Raw genomic sequence first — 16,537 nt, forward strand, 5'->3', positions numbered from 1 at the left:
GCGGGACATGCGGGATATGCGGGATATCTGGAAAAGCACAGTTATGGACAGCGGTTGCGGGGCGCCGACGCCTCGTGGAGGAGTTTCGATGAATTCCCAGTCATGCCCCAGGAGTCACCCCCAGGAAAGCGTCGCCGCCGCCGGGTCCGTCCTCTGCGCCCCGTGCGTGCGAAGGGCGGCGCACCATCTGCGGGTGCTTCCCGCCCTTCACCAGGAATGCCTGCACCAGGCGTCCCTGACGGGCCGGCGCACGAATCCCACCAAGGTCTCCGGCAGCCGCAGGAGGGACCACCTGGACATCACCGTCCTCGACGCCCGCCACAGCATCGAGACCCTTCTCGAGTCGTGGTCGTCGATGGTCGCGGAAAAACGCGGAATCACCACTCCGCCGCGTGCCGTCCCCTCCCTGGCACGGTTTCTGACCCGGCATCTGGAATGGCTCGCCGGCCAGCCCCCGGCCGACGACTTCGCCGAGGAGATCGAGTCCCTGGTCGGCGAACTGCGCCGGACCATCGACCCCGACCCCCATCCCCTCAACGCCCTCATCCGCAACTGCGTCGTGGACGGCTGCCCGGGGACGATCAGCGCCCTCCCCCAGCACGCCACCGGCACAGGCGGCCCGACCGGCGCAGGAGGCGGTAACGATGCCGGTTCGGGTTCGGGGGGCAGCATCCGCTGTTCCTCGGGGCACGCGTGGGACGTGGGCGAGTGGCTGGGGCTGCGCACCCTCATGGAACGGCAGCGGAAGGGCGTCAGCGCATGATCAAGCCACCGAGCCACCGGCTCGTCCCCACCAAAGTGGCCGCCCTCGCCGTGGGCGTGTCCGAGGCGACGATCCGCAAGTGGGTCAGCCGCGGGAAGATCACCCGCTACGGCGCCCCGAACCGCCGCTCGGAGTTCGACATCGAGGAACTCACCGAGATCGCCCTGCACCGACGGCCCTGACCGGACCCCGGGCCTCGCACCCCGGCCCACCCCCACACCGGCCCGGCCTCCGACCTCCGGCGACCAGCTCCCGGCTCCCGGCCCACCGACTTTCCCACTCCCCCGCTCCGCCGCTCTCAGCCCGCCGACTCTCCTGACGTGATGTCAATTCCCTTTCCCTGTACGCCCGTAGCCCTCGATGTGCCCGCCGCGACTGCCCTGGCAGCCGCGGCTGCGGCGGTTGTGCGGGCTGCGGATCCGCCCCTCCATCCGAGTGACCCACGTCACTTCGGTGCGGTGTTGGCGGGGGGCCTGACCCCGTGTCACTATCTCCCTACATCTCCCCTGCCCAAAAGCCGCCGCGAGGCCGTGCGACGGCAGGGGACGCGTGCCGCGGCCGCCCGTCATCGGGCGCGCGGCACTTTTTCTTTCGCGGTTTCCTTCACCGTTTCTTCCGGCGTTCTTCCACCGCGTCCGCTCCGCCGCCCGGCGCACCCGGGTGCTGTCGCGGTGCCCCGCCACCGGCACCGCGCCGCGGGTGAAGCAGCGAAGTCGGTGAAGTCCCCTGTCGCGTACGGCAGTTGCTGCCGCGCGCCCTCGCGGACCCCCTGCACAACAGACATCTCCATGCACAACTGACATAGGGAGCTGAGTGCGTTGACTCTACCGACCTCGGCGGAGGGGGTGCCGGACAGCCGCCGGTCCCGCTCGGTCGGCATCGGCCGCGCCCACGCCAAGGCGATCCTGCTGGGCGAGCACGCGGTCGTCTACGGGGCTCCGGCGCTCGCCCTGCCGATCCCGCAGCTCACGGTCACCGCCAGTGCCGGCTGGTCCTCCCAACCCGGCGACGGGCAGGGCGACTTGTCCTACACGGTGACCGGTTCGCCCTCGCGGGCGATGGTGACGCAGGCCTCCGACGGTCTGCGCCGGCTGACCGCAGAGTTCAAGGCGCGGATGGGCGTGAGCGGCCGGCCGCATCTGGACGTGATCCTCGACGGTGCGATCCCGCACGGCCGGGGGCTGGGTTCCAGCGCGGCCAGTTCGCGGGCGATCGCGTTCGCGCTGGCCGACCTCTTCGGCCGGGAGCTGGACGAGGCCACGGCGTTCGACCTGGTGCAGACGGCCGAGAACATGGCGCACGGCAGGGCCAGCGGTGTCGACGCCATGACCGTCGGCGCGCTGCGCCCGCTGCTGTTCCGGGCGGGCCGGACACGGGAGTTGAGGCTGGGCTGCGACGGCCTGTTCATCGTCGCGGACAGCGGGGAGCCGGGCAGTACCCGGGAGGCGGTCGAGCTGCTGCGGGACGGGTTCGAACGCCGGCCCGGGGCGCGGACGCGGTTCGTGCGGCGGGCCTCGCAGCTGACCGAGGAGGCCCTGTCGGCGCTCGCCGAGGGCCGGGCCGGTGACCTGGGCCGGCGGATGACGGACTATCACGCGCTGCTGCGGGCGGCCCGGCTGAGCACCGGCTCCATCGAGCGGCTGGTCCAGGCCGCGCTGGGGGCTGGCAGTCTCGGCGCCAAGATCACCGGCGGTGGTCTGGGCGGCTGCATGATCGCGCTGGCCCCGCCGCAGCGGGCCCGGGAGGTCACCCGGCGACTGCACGAGGCAGGCGCCGTACAGACATGGCTCGTACCGGTCAACGCTGACCAGCGCTAAGACGCTGGGCTCGCACAACGGGCATCACCGGGTGTGATGCCGCGTTTGCGTCCAGCCCCGCTCCGAGCTGTTCGGGGCGGGGCAGGGGCCGTTGACGGGGCCCCGCGTCGCCACAACTCCCACGCGCGGACGCGGATGTTGCGGGAACTGTTGCGGTCCGCATGCGCAACGACGCCGCAGTTGCGGCACGCGGACCAGGCCTGGGAGACCCGGTTCGCTCTGCCGATGTGACCGCACTCGGCGCAGGTGCGGGAGGTGTACGCCGGATCGACGTACACCACCGGCACTCCCGCCCGGCGGGCCTTGTACACCGCTCGCCCGGACCAATGACACGCAGGGCCGTGCGCTGGCGCCTTGACCGCACGAAAGAGCCGGCGGCCGAGCAGCGTCATGACGCTGCGGCACTCCGCGTCACCTGGCCAAGGACGCAATTCCTCCCGGACATGAACGCCCGGGGTTCCTCGCAAGACCAAGCGGAAAGGGCTCGACAGCCATGCGCCGTGAACCACCGACAACTGTGCCAAGCCTGCCTGAGACGGTGCCGCGGCTGTCGCAGACCGTGCCGCGCCCGATGAAGGCGGACGCCGCCGATGTCACCGCCGTCGCGCATCCGAACATCGCCCTGGTCAAGTACTGGGGCAAGCGGGACGAGCGGCTGATCCTGCCCTGGAGCGACAGTCTGTCGATGACGCTGGACGTCTTCCCGACCACCACCCGCGTCCGGCTGGACGCCGCGGCCGGCCACGACAAGGTGGTCCTCGACGGGGTGCCCGCGACGGGCGAGGCCGCGCGGCGCGTCATCGCGTTCCTGGAACTGGTGCGGGAGCGGGCCGGTCTGTCGTGGCGGGCGGTGGTGGACAGCCGTAACACCGTGCCCACCGGGGCGGGGCTGGCGTCCTCGGCCAGCGGGTTCGCCGCGCTGGCCGTGGCCGCCGCGGCCGCGTACGGGCTGGGGCTGGACGCCACGGGACTGTCCCGGCTGGCGCGCCGGGGGTCGGGGTCGGCCTCGCGGTCGGTGTTCGGCGGCTTCGCCGTCTGGCACGCCGGACCGCCCGGCGCCACCGGCGCGGCGGCGGACGCCGCCTCCTACGCCGAGCCGGTGCCCGCCGCGGGCATGGACCCGGCGCTGGTCGTCGCCGTGGTCGACGCGGGCGCCAAGACGGTCTCCAGCCGGGAGGCGATGCGCCGCACCGTGGACACCTCCCCGCTGTACCGGCCCTGGGCCGACTCCAGCCGGGCCGACCTGGCCGGCATGCGGGCGGCGCTGGCGCTCGGTGACCTGGAGGCGGTGGGTGAGATCGCGGAGCGCAACGCGCTCGGCATGCACGCGACGATGCTGGCCGCGCGGCCCGCGGTGCGCTATCTGTCGCCGGCCACCGTCACCGTGCTGGACCGGGTGCTGGAGTTGCGGCGGGACGGTGTGGCGGCCTACGCGACGATGGACGCCGGGCCGAACGTGAAGGTGCTGTGCCGGCGCGCGGACGCGCGGCGGGTGGCCGGCGCCGTCGGCGAGGCCGTACCGGCGGCGCGGGTGCTGGTGGCCGGGCCGGGACCCGGAGCCCGTCTGCTCGACGAGGCGGACGGGGCCGGACGATGACCGCGCCGACGGCAATGACGACGGCGGTGTCCGCGGGACGCACGGTGGTACGGCGGGCGCCGGGCAAGCTGTTCGTCGCGGGCGAGTACGCGGTGGTGGAACCGGGCAACCCGGCGATCCTTGTCGCGGTCGACCGCGACATCACCGTCACCGTCACCGGCGCACCCGGCAGCCTCGGCGCACCGAGCGCACTCGGCTCACTCGGCAGCCTCAGCGGATCCAGCGGGCTCGGTGGGCCCGGCAAACCCGGCGAACCCGGCGAGTCCGGCGAGTCCGGCGCACCCGGCGGCTCCCGCAGGCTTCGCGGACCTGGCGGATCCAGCGGACCCGGCAGCCCCGACGGACCTCGCGGACCCGGCGCACCCAGTGGACCTCACGGACCCGGCGGATCCAGCGAGTTCAGCGCACCCGACAATCCCGGCGCACCCAGCAGTCCCGGTGCACCCCACGCCCCGCACGGACTCGACGAACCCGGCACAGCCCGCAACCTCACCGCCCCCGGCAGCCCCGACGTGGTGATCTCCAGTGACCTCATCCCGCAAGCCGTCGCCTGGCGCTGGCAGGAGGGGCGGCTCGTCGTCCACGGCGCCGGCGCCGGCGCCGGTGGCCGTTCCGGTGACGGGGCGCGGGCGCGCGGCGCGCTCGCGCATGTCGTGTCGGCCGTCGAGACGGTGGGTGCGCTGCTGGCCGAACTCGGGCTGGGCGTACCGGCGTTGAAGGTGTCGGTGAGCAGCCGGCTGCACGAGGGCGGGCGCAAGTACGGGCTGGGTTCCTCCGGTGCGGTGACCGTGGCCGCGGTGGACGCCGTGGCGGCGTTCTGCGGGGTCGGGCTGTCGGCCGGTGAGCGCTACCGGCTGGCGCTGCTGGCGAGTGCGCGGATCGATCCGAAGGGCTCGGGGGGTGATCTGGCCGCCAGTGCCTGGGGCGGCTGGATCCTCTACCGGGCGCCGGAGCGGGCCTTCGTCCTCGACCTGGCCCGGCGGGTGGGGATCACGCGGACGCTGGCCGCGCCCTGGCCGGGGCATGCGGTGCGGCGGCTGCCGCCGCCGGCCGGGCTGCGGCTGGAGGTCGGCTGGACCGGGGAGCCCGTCTCCACCGCGTCCCTGGTGGCCGGCCTGCACCGCCGCGGCCGCGGCCGGCAGGACGGTGCCGCGCGCGGCCGGTACACCGAGGCCAGCAACCGGCTGGTGGAGGCGGCCGTACGCGCGCTGGAGCGCGGCGACGACGGCGGACTGCTGGAGCAGATCCGCACCGCCCGCGTCGAGTTGGCGCGGCTGGACGAGGCGGTCGGGCTGGGCATCTTCACCCCCCGGCTGACACGGCTGTGCGAGGCGGCCGAGGCCGTCGGCGGCGCGGCCAAGCCGTCCGGGGCGGGCGGCGGCGACTGCGGTATCGCCCTGCTGGACGCGGCGGCGTCCCGGCACATCTGTCAGGTACGGCGGCGGTGGAGCGCGGCCGGGGTGGAAGCCCTGCCCGTGCACCCCGCCGCGCGACGGCCCGGAAGGACCCCACAGCCATGAGTGCTCAACGCAAGGACGACCACGTCCGGCTCGCCATCGAGCAGCAGGACAGCCCGCGCGGGACCAACCAGTTCGACGAGGTGTCGTTCGTCCATCACGCCCTGGCGGGCCTGGACCGCCAGGAGGTGTCCCTGGCCACCTCGTTCGCCGGCCTGTCCTGGCCGGTGCCGCTCTACGTCAACGCGATGACCGGCGGCAGCGCCCGCACCGGTGCCATCAACCGGGACCTGGCCGCCGCCGCCCGCGAGAGCGGGGTGCCGATCGCGTCGGGGTCGATGAACGCCTACTTCAAGGACCCCTCCTGCGCGGGCACCTTCCGGGTGCTGCGCGAGGAGAACCCGGACGGGTTCGTCCTGGCCAACGTCAACGCGACGGCGTCGGTGGACAACGTGTGGCGGGCGATCGAGCTGCTGCGGGCCGACGCGCTGCAGATCCACGTCAACACCGCGCAGGAGACCGCGATGCCGGAGGGCGACCGGTCCTTCGCCTCCTGGCCGGGGCAGATCGAGAAGATCGCGGCGGCCGTCGACATTCCGGTGATCGTCAAGGAGGTCGGCAACGGGCTGAGCCGGCAGAGCGTCCAGCTGCTGCGCACGCTGGGGGTGGCCGCGGCCGATGTCAGCGGCCGCGGCGGCACCGACTTCGCGCGCATCGAGAACGGCCGCCGCGCGCTGGGCGAGTACGCCTTCCTGCACGGCTGGGGCCAGTCCGCGCCCGCCTGTCTGCTGGACGCCCAGGACACCGGGATGCCGCTGCTGGCCTCCGGCGGTGTGCGCAGCCCGCTCGACGCCGCCCGCGCGCTGGCGCTGGGGGCGCGTGCGGTCGGCGCCTCCGGGATCTTCCTGCGCACCCTCCTGGACGGCGGCGTGGGCGCCCTGACCGCCCAACTCGCCCGCTGGCTGGAGCAGTTGGCGGCCCTGCAGACGATGCTCGGCGCCCCCACCCCGGCCGCCCTGACCCGCTGCGACCTGCTGATCCACGGCTCCCTGCGCGCCTTCTGCGCCGACCGGGGCATCGAGACGGGCACCCTGGCCCGCCGTTCCAGTTCCGGCGCGCTGCGCGCCCCGACGACGGGAAGCACCCGATGACCGACACCCATGCCACCGCCGGCGTCCCGATGCGCTGGGTGGGACCCCTGCGCATCTCCGGGAACGTCGCCCGCACCGAGACCCGGATCCCGCTGGCCACCTACGAGTCGCCGCTGTGGCCCTCGGTGGGCCGCGGCGCGAAGGTCTCCATGCTGGTCGAGGACGGCATCGTCGCCACCCTGGTGGACGAGCGGATGACCCGCTCCGTCCTGGTCGAGGCGACCGACGCGCAGGCCGCGTACAGCGCCGCACGGAGCGTGGAGGCGCGGATCGAGGAGCTGCGGGAGGTGGTGCGCGGCTGCAGCCGCTACGCCCGCCTCCTCGGCGTGCGGCACGAGATCAACGCCAACCTGCTGTTTCTGCGCTTCGAGTTCTCCACCGGCGACGCCTCGGGCCACAACATGGCCACCCTCGCCTCCGACGCCCTGCTGGCCCACCTCCTGGCGACGGTTCCCGGCATCTCCTACGGCTCGATCTCCGGGAACTACTGCACCGACAAGAAGGCCACCGCCATCAACGGCATCCTGGGCCGCGGCAAGAACGTCGTCACCGAACTCCTCGTCCCGCGCCAGGTGGTGCACGACGTCCTGCACACCACCGCCGCGAAGATCGCCCAACTCAACGTGCGCAAGAACCTGCTGGGCACCCTGCTGGCCGGCGGGGTGCGCTCGGCCAACGCCCACTACGCGAACATGCTGCTGGGCTTCTACCTGGCCACCGGCCAGGACGCCGCCAACATCGTCGAGGGCTCGCAGGGCGTGACGATGGCCGAGGACCGCGACGGCGACCTCTACTTCGCCTGCACCCTGCCCAACCTGATCGTCGGCACCGTCGGCAACGGCAAGGGCCTGGGCTTCGTGGAGACGAACCTGACCCGCCTGGGCTGCCGCGAGCAGCGGGCGCCCGGCGAGAACGCCCGCCGCCTGGCCGTCATCGCCGCCGCGAGCGTGCTGTGCGGGGAGCTGTCCCTGCTCGCCGCGCAGACCAACCCCGGCGAACTGATGCGCGCACACGTCCAGCTGGAACGCGACCCGAAGACCGCAAAGGTTGGTGCCTGACCATGTCCCTGTCCATCGGAATCCACGACCTGTCCCTCGCCACCGGCGAGTTCGTCCTGCCGCACACCGCGCTCGCCGCCCACAACGGCGCCGACATCGGCAAGTACCACGTCGGCATCGGCCAGGAGTCGATGAGCGTGACCGCCGCCGACGAGGACATCGTCACCCTCGCCGCCACCGCCGCCGCCCCCCTGATCGCCCGCCACGGCAGCGACCGCATCCGCACCCTGATCCTGGCCACCGAGTCCTCCATCGACCAGGCCAAGGCGGCCGGCGTCTACGTCCACTCCCTCATCGGCCTGCCCTCCGCCACCCGCGTCGTCGAACTCAAACAGGCCTGCTACGGCGCGACCGCCGCCCTGCAGTTCGCCGTCGGCCTGGTCCGCCGCGACCCCGCCCAGCAGGTCCTCGTCATCGCCAGCGACGTCTCCCGCTACGACCTCGACAGCCCCGGCGAGGCCACCCAGGGCGCCGCCGCGGTCGCCATGCTCGTCGGCGTGAACCCGGCGCTGGTGCGCATCGAGGACCCCTCGGGCGTGTTCACCGCCGACGTCATGGACTTCTGGCGGCCCAACTACCGCGACACCGCCCTGGTCGACGGGCAGGAATCGGTCGGCGCCTACCTGCAGGCCGTCGAGGGCACCTGGAAGGACTACACCGAGCAGGGCGGCCGCACCCTGGAGGAGTTCGCCGCGTTCTGCTACCACCAGCCCTTCACCAAGATGGCCCACAAGGCCCACCGCCACCTCCTCAACTACTGCGGCCGCGACACCGACCCCACCGCCGTCACCGCCGCCCTGGGCCACACCACCGCCTACAACCGGGTCATCGGCAACAGCTACACCGCCTCCCTCTACCTCGCCCTGGCCGCCCTCCTGGACCAGGCCGACGACCTCACCGGCCAGAACATCGGCTTCCTCAGCTACGGCTCCGGAAGCGTGGCGGAGTTCTTCGCCGGCACCGTCGTCGCCGGCTACCAAGACCATCTGCGCACCGCCGCCCACCGCGAGGCCATCACCCGGCGCACCGAGGTCGACTACGCCGGCTACCGCGCCCTGCACGAACACCGGCTGCCCGCCGACGGCGGCGACCACGCCACCCCCGCCCAGACCACCGGCCCCTACCGGCTGGCCGGCATCAGCGGCCACAAACGCCTCTACACCACCCGCTGACACACCCCCGCGAGCACTCCGAGAGCACTCCGAGAGCACTTCTGCGGGTGCGGACGGCCCCGCCACCGCGCACGGGCCGTCCGCACCCGCCATTCATCCATTCACGCACCATGCGAAGGGGAGGGCAGCCGCATGGACGACGCGACGATCCTCGGTACAGGCAGCCCCATCAGGGACGTCAGGATCCTCGGCACCGGCGCCTACGTGCCCGAGCGGATCGTCTCCAACGACGAGGCCGGCGCACCGGCCGGGGTCGACGACGCCTGGATCACCCGCAAGACCGCGATCCGCGAACGCCGCTGGGCCGGCCCCGCCCAGGCCACCTCCGACCTGGCCACCGCCGCCGCCCGGGCCGCGATGGCGGCGGCCGGCATCACCGCCGAGCAGCTGTCCGTGATCGCCGTCGCCACCTCCACCCCCGACCACCCCCAGCCGCCGACCGCGGCCTACGTCCAGCACAACCTCGGCGCCTCGGGCACCGCCGCCTTCGACGTCAACGCCGTGTGTTCGGGCACCGTGTTCGCGCTCTCCGCGGTCGGCAGCGTCATCCTGCGCCGCGGCGGCCACGCCCTGGTCATCGGCGCCGACGTCTACTCACGCATCCTGGACCCCGCCGACCGCAGGACCGTCGTCCTGTTCGGCGACGGCGCCGGCGCCATGGTGCTGGGCCCCGCCGACCGCGGCCCCGTCGTCCGCCACGTCGCCCTGCACACCTTCGGCGAACTCACCGGCCTCATCCAGGTCCCCGCCGGCGGCAGCCGCCGGCCCCTCGACGCGGCCGCCCTGGACACCGGACTGCACTACTTCACGATGGAGGGCCGCGCCGTACGCGACTTCGTCGTGGACCAACTCCCCCAGCTGACCAAGGCGTTCCTCCACGAGGCCGGCGTCGAGCCCGCCGACGTCCACCACATCGTCCCCCACCAGGCCAACGGCGTCATGCTCGACGACGTCTTCACCCACCTCGCCCTCCCCCACGCGGTCATGCACCGCACCGTGACCCACTACGGCAACACCGGCGCCGCCTCCATCCCCATCACCCTGGACGCGGCCGTCCGCGCCGGCGACATCCGCCCCGGCGAACTGGTCCTGCTGGCCGGCTTCGGCGGCGGCATGTCCGCCAGCTTCGCCCTCGTCGAGTGGTGAACAGAAAAAAGGCCGAGTGCTGAACAGAAAAAAAGGGGGGCGGCCACCGGCCGCCCCTCACCCGCTCCCCCATCACCTGCTCCCCCGCCGCCCGTGCCTCAGCCCCAGCCTCAGCCGCCGTCTCCGTCGGGGGCCCGGTGCCCGGCATACCCCGCCGGCCACAGCTGCCGCAGGATCCGCCTCTCCTGCTCGGACAGCGCGACATCCTCACGCACCCGCTCGGGATGGGCCGGCGGCGGCCCGCCGGGACGCTGCGGCACCTGCCGCTCCCGCTGCCCGGCCACCTGCTGGGCGAACGGCTCGTAGGAGGAGCCGAAGGCCACCAGGGACAACCACAGCCGCCGTACGACATAGTCCGCCAGCGCCCGCCGGCCGCCCCGCAGCACCCGTCCCATGTCCGCCCCCTCCGTGCCGTCGCCGTCTCCTTCCTACGCAGGCTGCCAAGAGCGGCTCGCGGACGGCTCGAGAACGGCACGGGCGGGGTTGCGGCGGGACGGTGTGTCAGTCGATACCGCGCACCACGTGCGGCTCCCCCCACTCCTCCTCGTCGATCCCCGCCAGCAGCAGCGGCGGCGTACAGGACAGGGACAACGGCAAGGGCGGGTGCGGAGGCAGGGGGGCGTCCGCCGCGTCCTGGGACGGCCTGCTGTCCACCTCGGTGATGTCGTACATCGCGTCCTCCTCTGCTCGGTGCGGGTCAGGAGCGGATGGCGCTCCGGCGTGCAAGGAATCCCCCGGCCCCGCTGCGCCTGCCGTCGTCCTGGCGGCAGGCGCCGGGGCGGGGGCGGGGGCGGGGGTTCACGGACCGGCGGCAGCCCTCAGGTGCCGGACACGGTCGGTGCGCTCCCCGGTGAAGTCGGGCAGTTCACGGCCGAAGCGGCCGCAGGCGGCGGTCTGCGCGCAGACAGGGCGCAGCAGGGCGAGGCGGTCCCGGCGCGGCAGGGCGTCCAGGACGGTGTCGCTGATCCGGCTGGCAATCTTGTCGGAGTGACCTTGGGCCACGGACTCCGAGGCGGACAGACGACGGGACATGGCTCTCCAGAAGCTTGCGGCCTGGGGGCGCGGCCGGCGTCGGCAGCCGGGCCGGATCACCCCTGCCACCGCCACGGTCCCCGGCCGCGGACGAGGCGGGGTCGAAGCCCGGCGGAAGAGGAGTGGAGCGGCTCCCGGCCAGGGGGGTGGAGCGGGCTCCGGGTCAGGGAGTGGTGCGGCCCCAATCCCCGGGAGGCGGGCGGCCCCAGGGACAGGAGCCGGTGTGGTGGTGTCCTGCTCCTGCCCCTGTCCGGCCAGGGGTGGTGGTGCGGCTGCGGTCAGGGGGCATGCGACCCCGGTCAGGGGTGTACGGCTTCGATCGGGGGGGGTGCGACCCGGTCGGGGGGGTGGGTGCGGTGGCGCTCACGGGGGCGGTGCGGTGGCGTTCTGGAGGGCCCGGGCCAGGACGCGGGCGCGTTCCCGTTCGCCGGGCGGGGCGGGGGTGAGGACCACCCGGGGCGGGCGGCGGCCGGCGACGGCCAGGCGCCGGGCGAGGTCGCAGGCCACCGCGCCGGCTCCGGAGAACCCGGCGAGCAGCAGGGGCCGGCCGGCGGTGCGGGCGGCCAGGGCGGCGGAGGCACTGCCGGCGTCGGGGTTGGCGGAGGTGTTGAGGAGCAGCAGTTCCTGGGGGCCGGGATAGGCGGGGGGCAGCAGGTCGTAGCAGGTGGGCGGTGCGCCGGGGGGCGGGACGAGGCAGATGGTGCCCGCCTGTTGGTGACGGGCCGCGCGCAGGAGGGTCAGCGGAGTGCCCGGGCCGACGGGATCGGCGGCGGGATCTGGGGCGGGGGTGGTGGCCGGGTCGGGGGCGGCCGGCGGTCCGGGGGGATCGGCTGGACCGGTGGTCGGGCCGATGGGACCGGTGGCCGAGCCGGTGACGGTGGTCGGGCCGGGCAGACCGGTGATCGGGCCGGGCAGACCGGTGATCGGGGCGGGCAGGCCGGTGGTCGGGGCGGGGCGATCGGTGGTCGGGGCGGGGCGATCGGTGGTCGGGCCGGGGCGATCGGTGGTCGGGCCGGTGGTGGGGGTGTCGGCCTTGGGGGTGTCGTCGGCCATGGGGGGTACGGCGCGGCCCTCGAGGAGTTTCAGGACCTGGGCGACGGTGGTGGACTCGTCTGCTCCCAGGGGGAGTTCGCGTAGCAGCAGGGCGCTTTGGACCAGCAGTTCGGCGGCGGCGGCCTCGTCGAGGAGGGCGCGGTCGTGGACACCGGTGAGGATGAGGCCGCCGGTGCTGTCGTGGTGGGCGAGCAGGGCCAGGGGCAGGACGGAGCGGGCGGGCACGGTGCCGGGGAACTCGGCCCGGATGCCGTGGGCGGCCAGTTCGTTCTCCAGGCCGTGCACCGGGTGCGGCGGGTCCTCGAAGACCAGGACGGTCTCGGCGCGGTCGGCGTCCGCCCCGGCATGCGCCCGGGCCTGGGGGGCCTGGGGGTGGGTGGGGGCAGGGGTGGGGGGCGGGTCGGCGGGCAGCCATTCGTAGGCGGCCATGTCCAGGGCGCGGTCACGCAGATGGCGCAGCAGACGGGGCACCGTGTCGGCGGGGTCGACCTCGATGGACATCGGCAGCAGGTTGCGCAGCGGGCCCGGCAGCCAGGCCGCGCCGTCCAGCGCGATGCCCCGGCCCGGGACGGTCACCGCGAAACACACCGGGGCCGGTCCGGTGGCGCCGGACGCGCGGTAGATCAGCATCGCCCAGACGGCCTGCAGCACGCTGCTCTCCGCGGTGCCCCAGGTGCCGGCCCAGCGGGCGAGGCGGACGGTTTCCGCGGGGTCCAGGCGCAGCCGGGCCCGGCCGACCCCGCTCAGGCCGGTGGCCTCGCCCGGGCGGCCCGGCCGGGAGGCCGCGGCGGCGGCGCCGGGCGGGGTGAAGCGCGCCCACAGGGCGCGGGCGGGCCGCGGGTCCTGGGCGGCGATCCAGGCGGTGTAGTCGCGCAGGTCGGGGCGGCGTTCGCCGCCGGGCAGGGTGCCGCCGGCGAGGTAGGCCCGGTAGAAGGTGCGCAGCAGGAGGTGCGCGGACCAGGTGTCGAGCAGGGCCCGGTGGTAGGTGAGCACGATCCGGGTGGGCGTGCCGGCGGTGGCGGGCGGGGCCTGTTCCGGCTCCAGCAGGGTCAGGCGCAGCGCGCCGGGGCAGCGCAGGTCGAAGCCGCGCAGCCGGTCCCGTTCCAGGAACGGGGCCCAGTCCCCGCCGGAGGGGATCCGGTGGGTGATGTCCGGGGTGACCCGGCCGTGCACGATCAGCTGCGGCGGGCTCGTCCCGGTGAACGCCGTGCGCAGCACCGCCTCGCAGTCGAAGACCGACTGCCAGGCGGCCCCGAACCGCTCGGTGTCCAGCGGCCCGTGCCACACCCACACGAGCTGCTCGACATGCCGGCCGGTACCGGGCTGTGCGTCGCCCCCGGTGTAGAGGGCCACCTGCTGCGCGGTGGGCGCGAACGCGGCCGGGACCGGGGCGGTGGCGGCGTCGGCCAGTTCTTCCAGTACGTCCCGCAGCAAGGGGGCGAGGGTTGTTGGCGTGGGGGTGGAGGTGGGCGTGGGGGGTGTCTCGGGAGCGGGGAGGGCGGGGGTTGCCGGGGGGCCGGTGAGGGCGGTGGACGTCGAGGTCTCGGTGACGCCGGTGGTCACGGACGGGGTGGTGAGGTCGTCGGTGTCCGGGGCGTCGGGAAGGCCGTCGGTCGCCGAGGGGGTGGCACGGCCAGTGGTCACCGGGGCGGCTGACGCCGGGCTCTCGGCAGCGCCTGCGGATACCGAAGGAGTGGTGAGGTCGTCGGTGCCTGGGGAGCCGGGGAGGCCGTCGAACGCCGAGGGAGTGGTGGGACCGGGGGTCACCGGGGCGGGGGTGGTGGGCCGGTCGGGCAGCTGGTCGAGGGTGAGGTGCAGTCGGCCGGCGGTGATCCGCGCGTGCGCGTGGAGGCGGTGGGTGCGGTGTTCCGGTATGCCGGGGACGGGGTGGGCCGGGGCGGGCGGTGCTTCGTCCGGGGCGTGCAGGATCAGGCAGGCGGGGGCGGGCGGCAGTTCGCGCAGGGTGGCGCGCAGCAGCGGGTCGGGGCTGAACTCACGGCAGGCCCCGAAGCCGGCGCCGCCCGCGGCCCGGCCGGCGCCGGCGGCCAGGAAGCCTGCCGCGGCGGCCAGTTGGCCCAGGGCGTCGGGGCCGGGATCCAGGGTGAGCTGGACCGGGTGCACATCGGTGAGCCGGCCGACGTGGCGGCGCAGGCCCGGGTGACCGCTCCGGGGATCGCTGCAGACGTCGAACCCGACCTCGTCCGTGTGCTGCCAGCGGGCCAGCGCCAGCGCGAACACACCGGTCAGCACCTGCTCAGCGGTGAGCGCGAGACGCCGGGCCAGGTGCTGGGTGATCCGCTCGGTCCGCTCCTCGTCCAGGGCGAAGGCGGTGCGCTGCACCGGGTCCGGGGCGGGGGGCGGGGGTGTTTCCGGTGTGGGGTCCGGTGTGGGCAACGGCGCGGGGCCCGAGGCAGTGCCCGGTCCGGTCTCCGGGGCAGGCGGCAGGGCGGGGTCCGGTCCAGTTTCCGGGGTGGGGAGCGGGGCGGCGGTGTCCGGCCCGGTTTCCGAGGCAGTGCCCGGGGTGATGGCCGGGGTGGTGTCCGGAGCGACGCCCGGTCCGGCTCCCGGGGTGAGGGTCCCCGAGGCCGGCAGCGGGGCGGTGCCGGGTGGCGCGGTGGCGTCGGCCGTCCAGCTCGGCCGGGGCCGCCCGGCGACGGGGCGGGAGGCGGCCGGGCGGGACCTGCGCTCGGCGATCAGGCTCCAGTGACGGGCCTCGGCGGGGTCGCGGGCCAACTCGCGCAGGCCCGCGACCCAGTCGGCCACGCCGTCGCCCGCACACTGCGCCCGTACCGCGGTGCGGACCGCGGCCGAGGGGAGAACCGTGGCCGCACCCGGCGCCGCGGCCGAGGGGAAGTCCGCAGAGCCGAGGATCGTGGCCGGGTCTGCCGCCGAGGAGGAGGCCGTGGCCGAGCCGGGTACCTCAGCCGGACCGGGCACCTTGGCCGAGGAAGAATCCTCAGCCGGACCGACAGCCTCAGCCGAGCCGGCGACTGCGGCCGGGGAAAAGCCCACGGCCGGATCCGGCGCCGTAGCCGAGGAAAGAACCGCAGCCGAACCGACAGCCTCAGCTGAACCGGAGACCCCAGCCGAACCGGAGACCGTAGCCGGGGAAAGACCTGCGGCCGGACCCGGCACCGTGGCCGGGGAAGGGACCGCAGCCGGACCGGCGATGGCCGTCGGGCCGAGGGCACTGGTCAGGTCGGTGAGGAGGGTTTGCCAGGCGGCGGTGTCCGCGGTGAGTTCGTGGGTGAGGAGGGTGAGGCGGTCGGTGTGGGGGTGGGAGGGGCGGTGGTCGCGGGCGAGGAGGGCCCGGAGGTGGATGCCGCCGGGTGGGTCGAGGGTGCGGGCCAGTGCGGTGACGGCCTCGGTGAAGCCGCTCTCGTCGGTGAACCGCCCCTCGGTCAGCAGGTCCTGGCCGGCCGGGACGGGCGGGCCGCTCAGGTGGCCGGTCGCGGTGTCGAGGCGGAGGCACAGGTGCGGGTGGGCGGCGACGACGGTGTGCAGGGCGCGGCGCACCGTTTCCGTGTCCGTCCCGGCGGCCGTTTCGAGGAACATCGCCCGGTAGCCGCGGGCGGCGCCGGCCCGGGTGAGCAGCGCACGCTGGGCGGGGGTGAGCGGGTGGCCGTACGCCGCCTGCGCGGTGAGCAGGTCGGCGATGCGGCCCGCGACGGCGAAGGCGGGGGTGTCCGCGGTCGCCGTGCAGCGCAGGGTGTGGTGGTCGGGGGCGTGCCGCAGCAGCCGGTGGTGCCCGGTGCTGCCCGGACGCTGCCCGCCGGCGGGGGCGGTCTGGTCCAGGAGGCGGTGCAGCGCGGCGGGATCGAGCGGTCCGCGCAGGTCGAGGTCCCACGGCGCGGTGCGGGCGGGGAGGCCGGGGCCGGGGCCCAGGACCACCACGGTCGGCGCGTTCGGGAAGCGGTTGGCAGTCATGGCGGTGTCCGGGGGCGTGCGGGCCGCTACGGGAGGCCGGATCCCCTCTGTCTCCTCTCTGCGGGCGCGGGACGGACCTGCGGGACTCCCCCCGGCCGGCTCACCCGCCGCACACGGACCCGGCAGGTCCGGCGGATCCGGCAGGTCCGGACCCGGCGGGTTCCCGGCTTCGGCGGCGGCTGTGACGCGGGCGGTGGGGGCGGTGGGGGGCCGGGCGCACGGGGGCCGGTCCGGGGGGCCGTACTGCCTCTCTGCCATGACGGCCTCCTGGCCTGCCTGCGTCCACAACGGTCGAGATCAGCACGTTAATGGCCCTGCGCGCCCGGAGTCCGTTTACCCGAGCGGATGTGCAGCGGGGTGCGAG

The 16,537-nt window shown here is 74.7% G+C and carries 13 protein-coding genes and 1 pseudogene; 9 read left to right on the forward strand and 5 right to left on the reverse strand.

Translation table 11 applies throughout. The features are described from left to right. Positions 1-193: 193 nt before the first annotated feature. The 3 genes from OG714_RS00835 to mvk all read left to right on the forward strand — a co-directional run bounded on the left by OG714_RS00835 (position 194) and on the right by mvk (position 2,580). A complete protein-coding gene (locus OG714_RS00835; RefSeq protein WP_406117804.1) occupies positions 194-763 on the forward strand; it encodes a hypothetical protein in 570 nt (189 codons plus the stop codon). After that, on the forward strand, positions 760-945 hold the full coding sequence (locus tag OG714_RS00840) for a hypothetical protein (RefSeq protein WP_200690554.1): 186 nt from the start codon (positions 760-762) through the stop codon (positions 943-945). Before OG714_RS00835 ends, OG714_RS00840 begins: the two co-directional genes overlap by 4 nt. A 636-nt stretch (positions 946-1,581) precedes the next feature. Beyond that, on the forward strand, positions 1,582-2,580 hold the full coding sequence (gene mvk / locus OG714_RS00845) for a mevalonate kinase (RefSeq protein ID WP_406117805.1): 999 nt from the start codon (positions 1,582-1,584) through the stop codon (positions 2,578-2,580). Here mvk and OG714_RS00850 read toward each other — a convergent pair. Then, a complete protein-coding gene (locus OG714_RS00850) occupies positions 2,577-2,972 on the reverse strand; it encodes a transposase (protein ID WP_406117807.1) in 396 nt (131 codons plus the stop codon). The two genes, mvk and OG714_RS00850, sit on opposite strands and share 4 nt — an antisense overlap. A gap of 179 nt (positions 2,973-3,151) precedes the next feature. Here OG714_RS00850 and mvaD point away from each other — a divergent pair, with 179 nt between their 5' ends. The 6 genes from mvaD (at position 3,152) to OG714_RS00880 (ending at position 10,161) form a co-directional block, all read left to right on the forward strand. Further along, the gene (gene mvaD / locus OG714_RS00855) at positions 3,152-4,177 is read left to right on the forward strand and encodes a diphosphomevalonate decarboxylase (protein ID WP_406131680.1); all 1,026 of its coding nucleotides are present in this window, start codon (positions 3,152-3,154) and stop codon (positions 4,175-4,177) included. Next, complete coding sequence (locus OG714_RS00860) at positions 4,174-5,697, forward strand: phosphomevalonate kinase (protein WP_406117808.1); 1,524 nt, start codon at positions 4,174-4,176, stop codon at positions 5,695-5,697. The genes mvaD and OG714_RS00860 overlap by 4 nt, the downstream gene beginning before the upstream one ends. Beyond that, the gene (gene fni / locus OG714_RS00865; protein ID WP_406117810.1) at positions 5,694-6,785 is read left to right on the forward strand and encodes a type 2 isopentenyl-diphosphate Delta-isomerase; all 1,092 of its coding nucleotides are present in this window, start codon (positions 5,694-5,696) and stop codon (positions 6,783-6,785) included. The genes OG714_RS00860 and fni overlap by 4 nt, the downstream gene beginning before the upstream one ends. Next, positions 6,782-7,843: a hydroxymethylglutaryl-CoA reductase gene (locus tag OG714_RS00870; protein ID WP_406117811.1), complete on the forward strand. Its 1,062-nt coding sequence runs from the start codon at positions 6,782-6,784 to the stop codon at positions 7,841-7,843. Before fni ends, OG714_RS00870 begins: the two co-directional genes overlap by 4 nt. 2 nt (positions 7,844-7,845) lie before the next feature. After that, positions 7,846-9,015 carry a hydroxymethylglutaryl-CoA synthase gene (locus tag OG714_RS00875; protein ID WP_406117813.1) on the forward strand — a complete coding sequence of 390 codons (1,170 nt, stop codon included), beginning with the start codon at positions 7,846-7,848 and terminating at the stop codon, positions 9,013-9,015. Positions 9,016-9,147: 132 nt separating this feature from the next. Beyond that, a complete protein-coding gene (locus OG714_RS00880) occupies positions 9,148-10,161 on the forward strand; it encodes a 3-oxoacyl-ACP synthase III family protein (RefSeq protein WP_406117814.1) in 1,014 nt (337 codons plus the stop codon). A gap of 110 nt (positions 10,162-10,271) precedes the next feature. On the opposite strand, the gene OG714_RS00885 is transcribed toward OG714_RS00880, so the two are convergent. From OG714_RS00885 to OG714_RS00900, 4 genes and pseudogenes are all read right to left on the reverse strand, one after another. Continuing rightward, positions 10,272-10,556, reverse strand: a complete 285-nt coding sequence (locus OG714_RS00885; protein WP_406117815.1) for a DUF6059 family protein — start codon at positions 10,554-10,556, stop codon at positions 10,272-10,274. Between the two features lie 106 nt (positions 10,557-10,662). Beyond that, a complete protein-coding gene (locus OG714_RS00890) occupies positions 10,663-10,833 on the reverse strand; it encodes a hypothetical protein (protein WP_406117816.1) in 171 nt (56 codons plus the stop codon). 126 nt (positions 10,834-10,959) lie between these two features. After that, positions 10,960-11,085, reverse strand: a pseudogene (locus tag OG714_RS00895) (methionine adenosyltransferase); the annotation flags it as partial. Between the two features lie 471 nt (positions 11,086-11,556). Continuing rightward, entirely contained in the window at positions 11,557-16,173 is a 4,617-nt protein-coding gene (locus tag OG714_RS00900; protein ID WP_406117818.1) for a condensation domain-containing protein, read from the reverse strand. Positions 16,174-16,537 lie beyond the last annotated feature (364 nt).

It is taken from the genome of Streptomyces sp. NBC_00989, from assembly GCF_045162655.1.
Taxonomy (GTDB): domain Bacteria; phylum Actinomycetota; class Actinomycetes; order Streptomycetales; family Streptomycetaceae; genus Streptomyces.

What these genes read in the sequence shown, in the direction of transcription:
- OG714_RS00840 (WP_200690554.1), top strand. Translation starts at nt 760, where the DNA reads ATGATCAAGCCACCGAGCCACCGGCTCGTCCCCACCAAAGTGGCCGCC.
- OG714_RS00900 (WP_406117818.1), bottom strand. Translation starts at nt 16,173, where the DNA reads ATGACTGCCAACCGCTTCCCGAACGCGCCGACCGTGGTGGTCCTGGGC.
- OG714_RS00880 (WP_406117814.1), top strand. Translation starts at nt 9,148, where the DNA reads ATGGACGACGCGACGATCCTCGGTACAGGCAGCCCCATCAGGGACGTC.
- OG714_RS00850 (WP_406117807.1), bottom strand. Translation starts at nt 2,972, where the DNA reads ATGACGCTGCTCGGCCGCCGGCTCTTTCGTGCGGTCAAGGCGCCAGCG.
- OG714_RS00870 (WP_406117811.1), top strand. Translation starts at nt 6,782, where the DNA reads ATGACCGACACCCATGCCACCGCCGGCGTCCCGATGCGCTGGGTGGGA.
- mvaD (WP_406131680.1), top strand. Translation starts at nt 3,152, where the DNA reads ATGAAGGCGGACGCCGCCGATGTCACCGCCGTCGCGCATCCGAACATC.
- OG714_RS00885 (WP_406117815.1), bottom strand. Translation starts at nt 10,556, where the DNA reads ATGGGACGGGTGCTGCGGGGCGGCCGGCGGGCGCTGGCGGACTATGTC.
- OG714_RS00890 (WP_406117816.1), bottom strand. Translation starts at nt 10,833, where the DNA reads ATGTACGACATCACCGAGGTGGACAGCAGGCCGTCCCAGGACGCGGCG.
- OG714_RS00860 (WP_406117808.1), top strand. Translation starts at nt 4,174, where the DNA reads ATGACCGCGCCGACGGCAATGACGACGGCGGTGTCCGCGGGACGCACG.
- OG714_RS00875 (WP_406117813.1), top strand. Translation starts at nt 7,846, where the DNA reads ATGTCCCTGTCCATCGGAATCCACGACCTGTCCCTCGCCACCGGCGAG.
- fni (WP_406117810.1), top strand. Translation starts at nt 5,694, where the DNA reads ATGAGTGCTCAACGCAAGGACGACCACGTCCGGCTCGCCATCGAGCAG.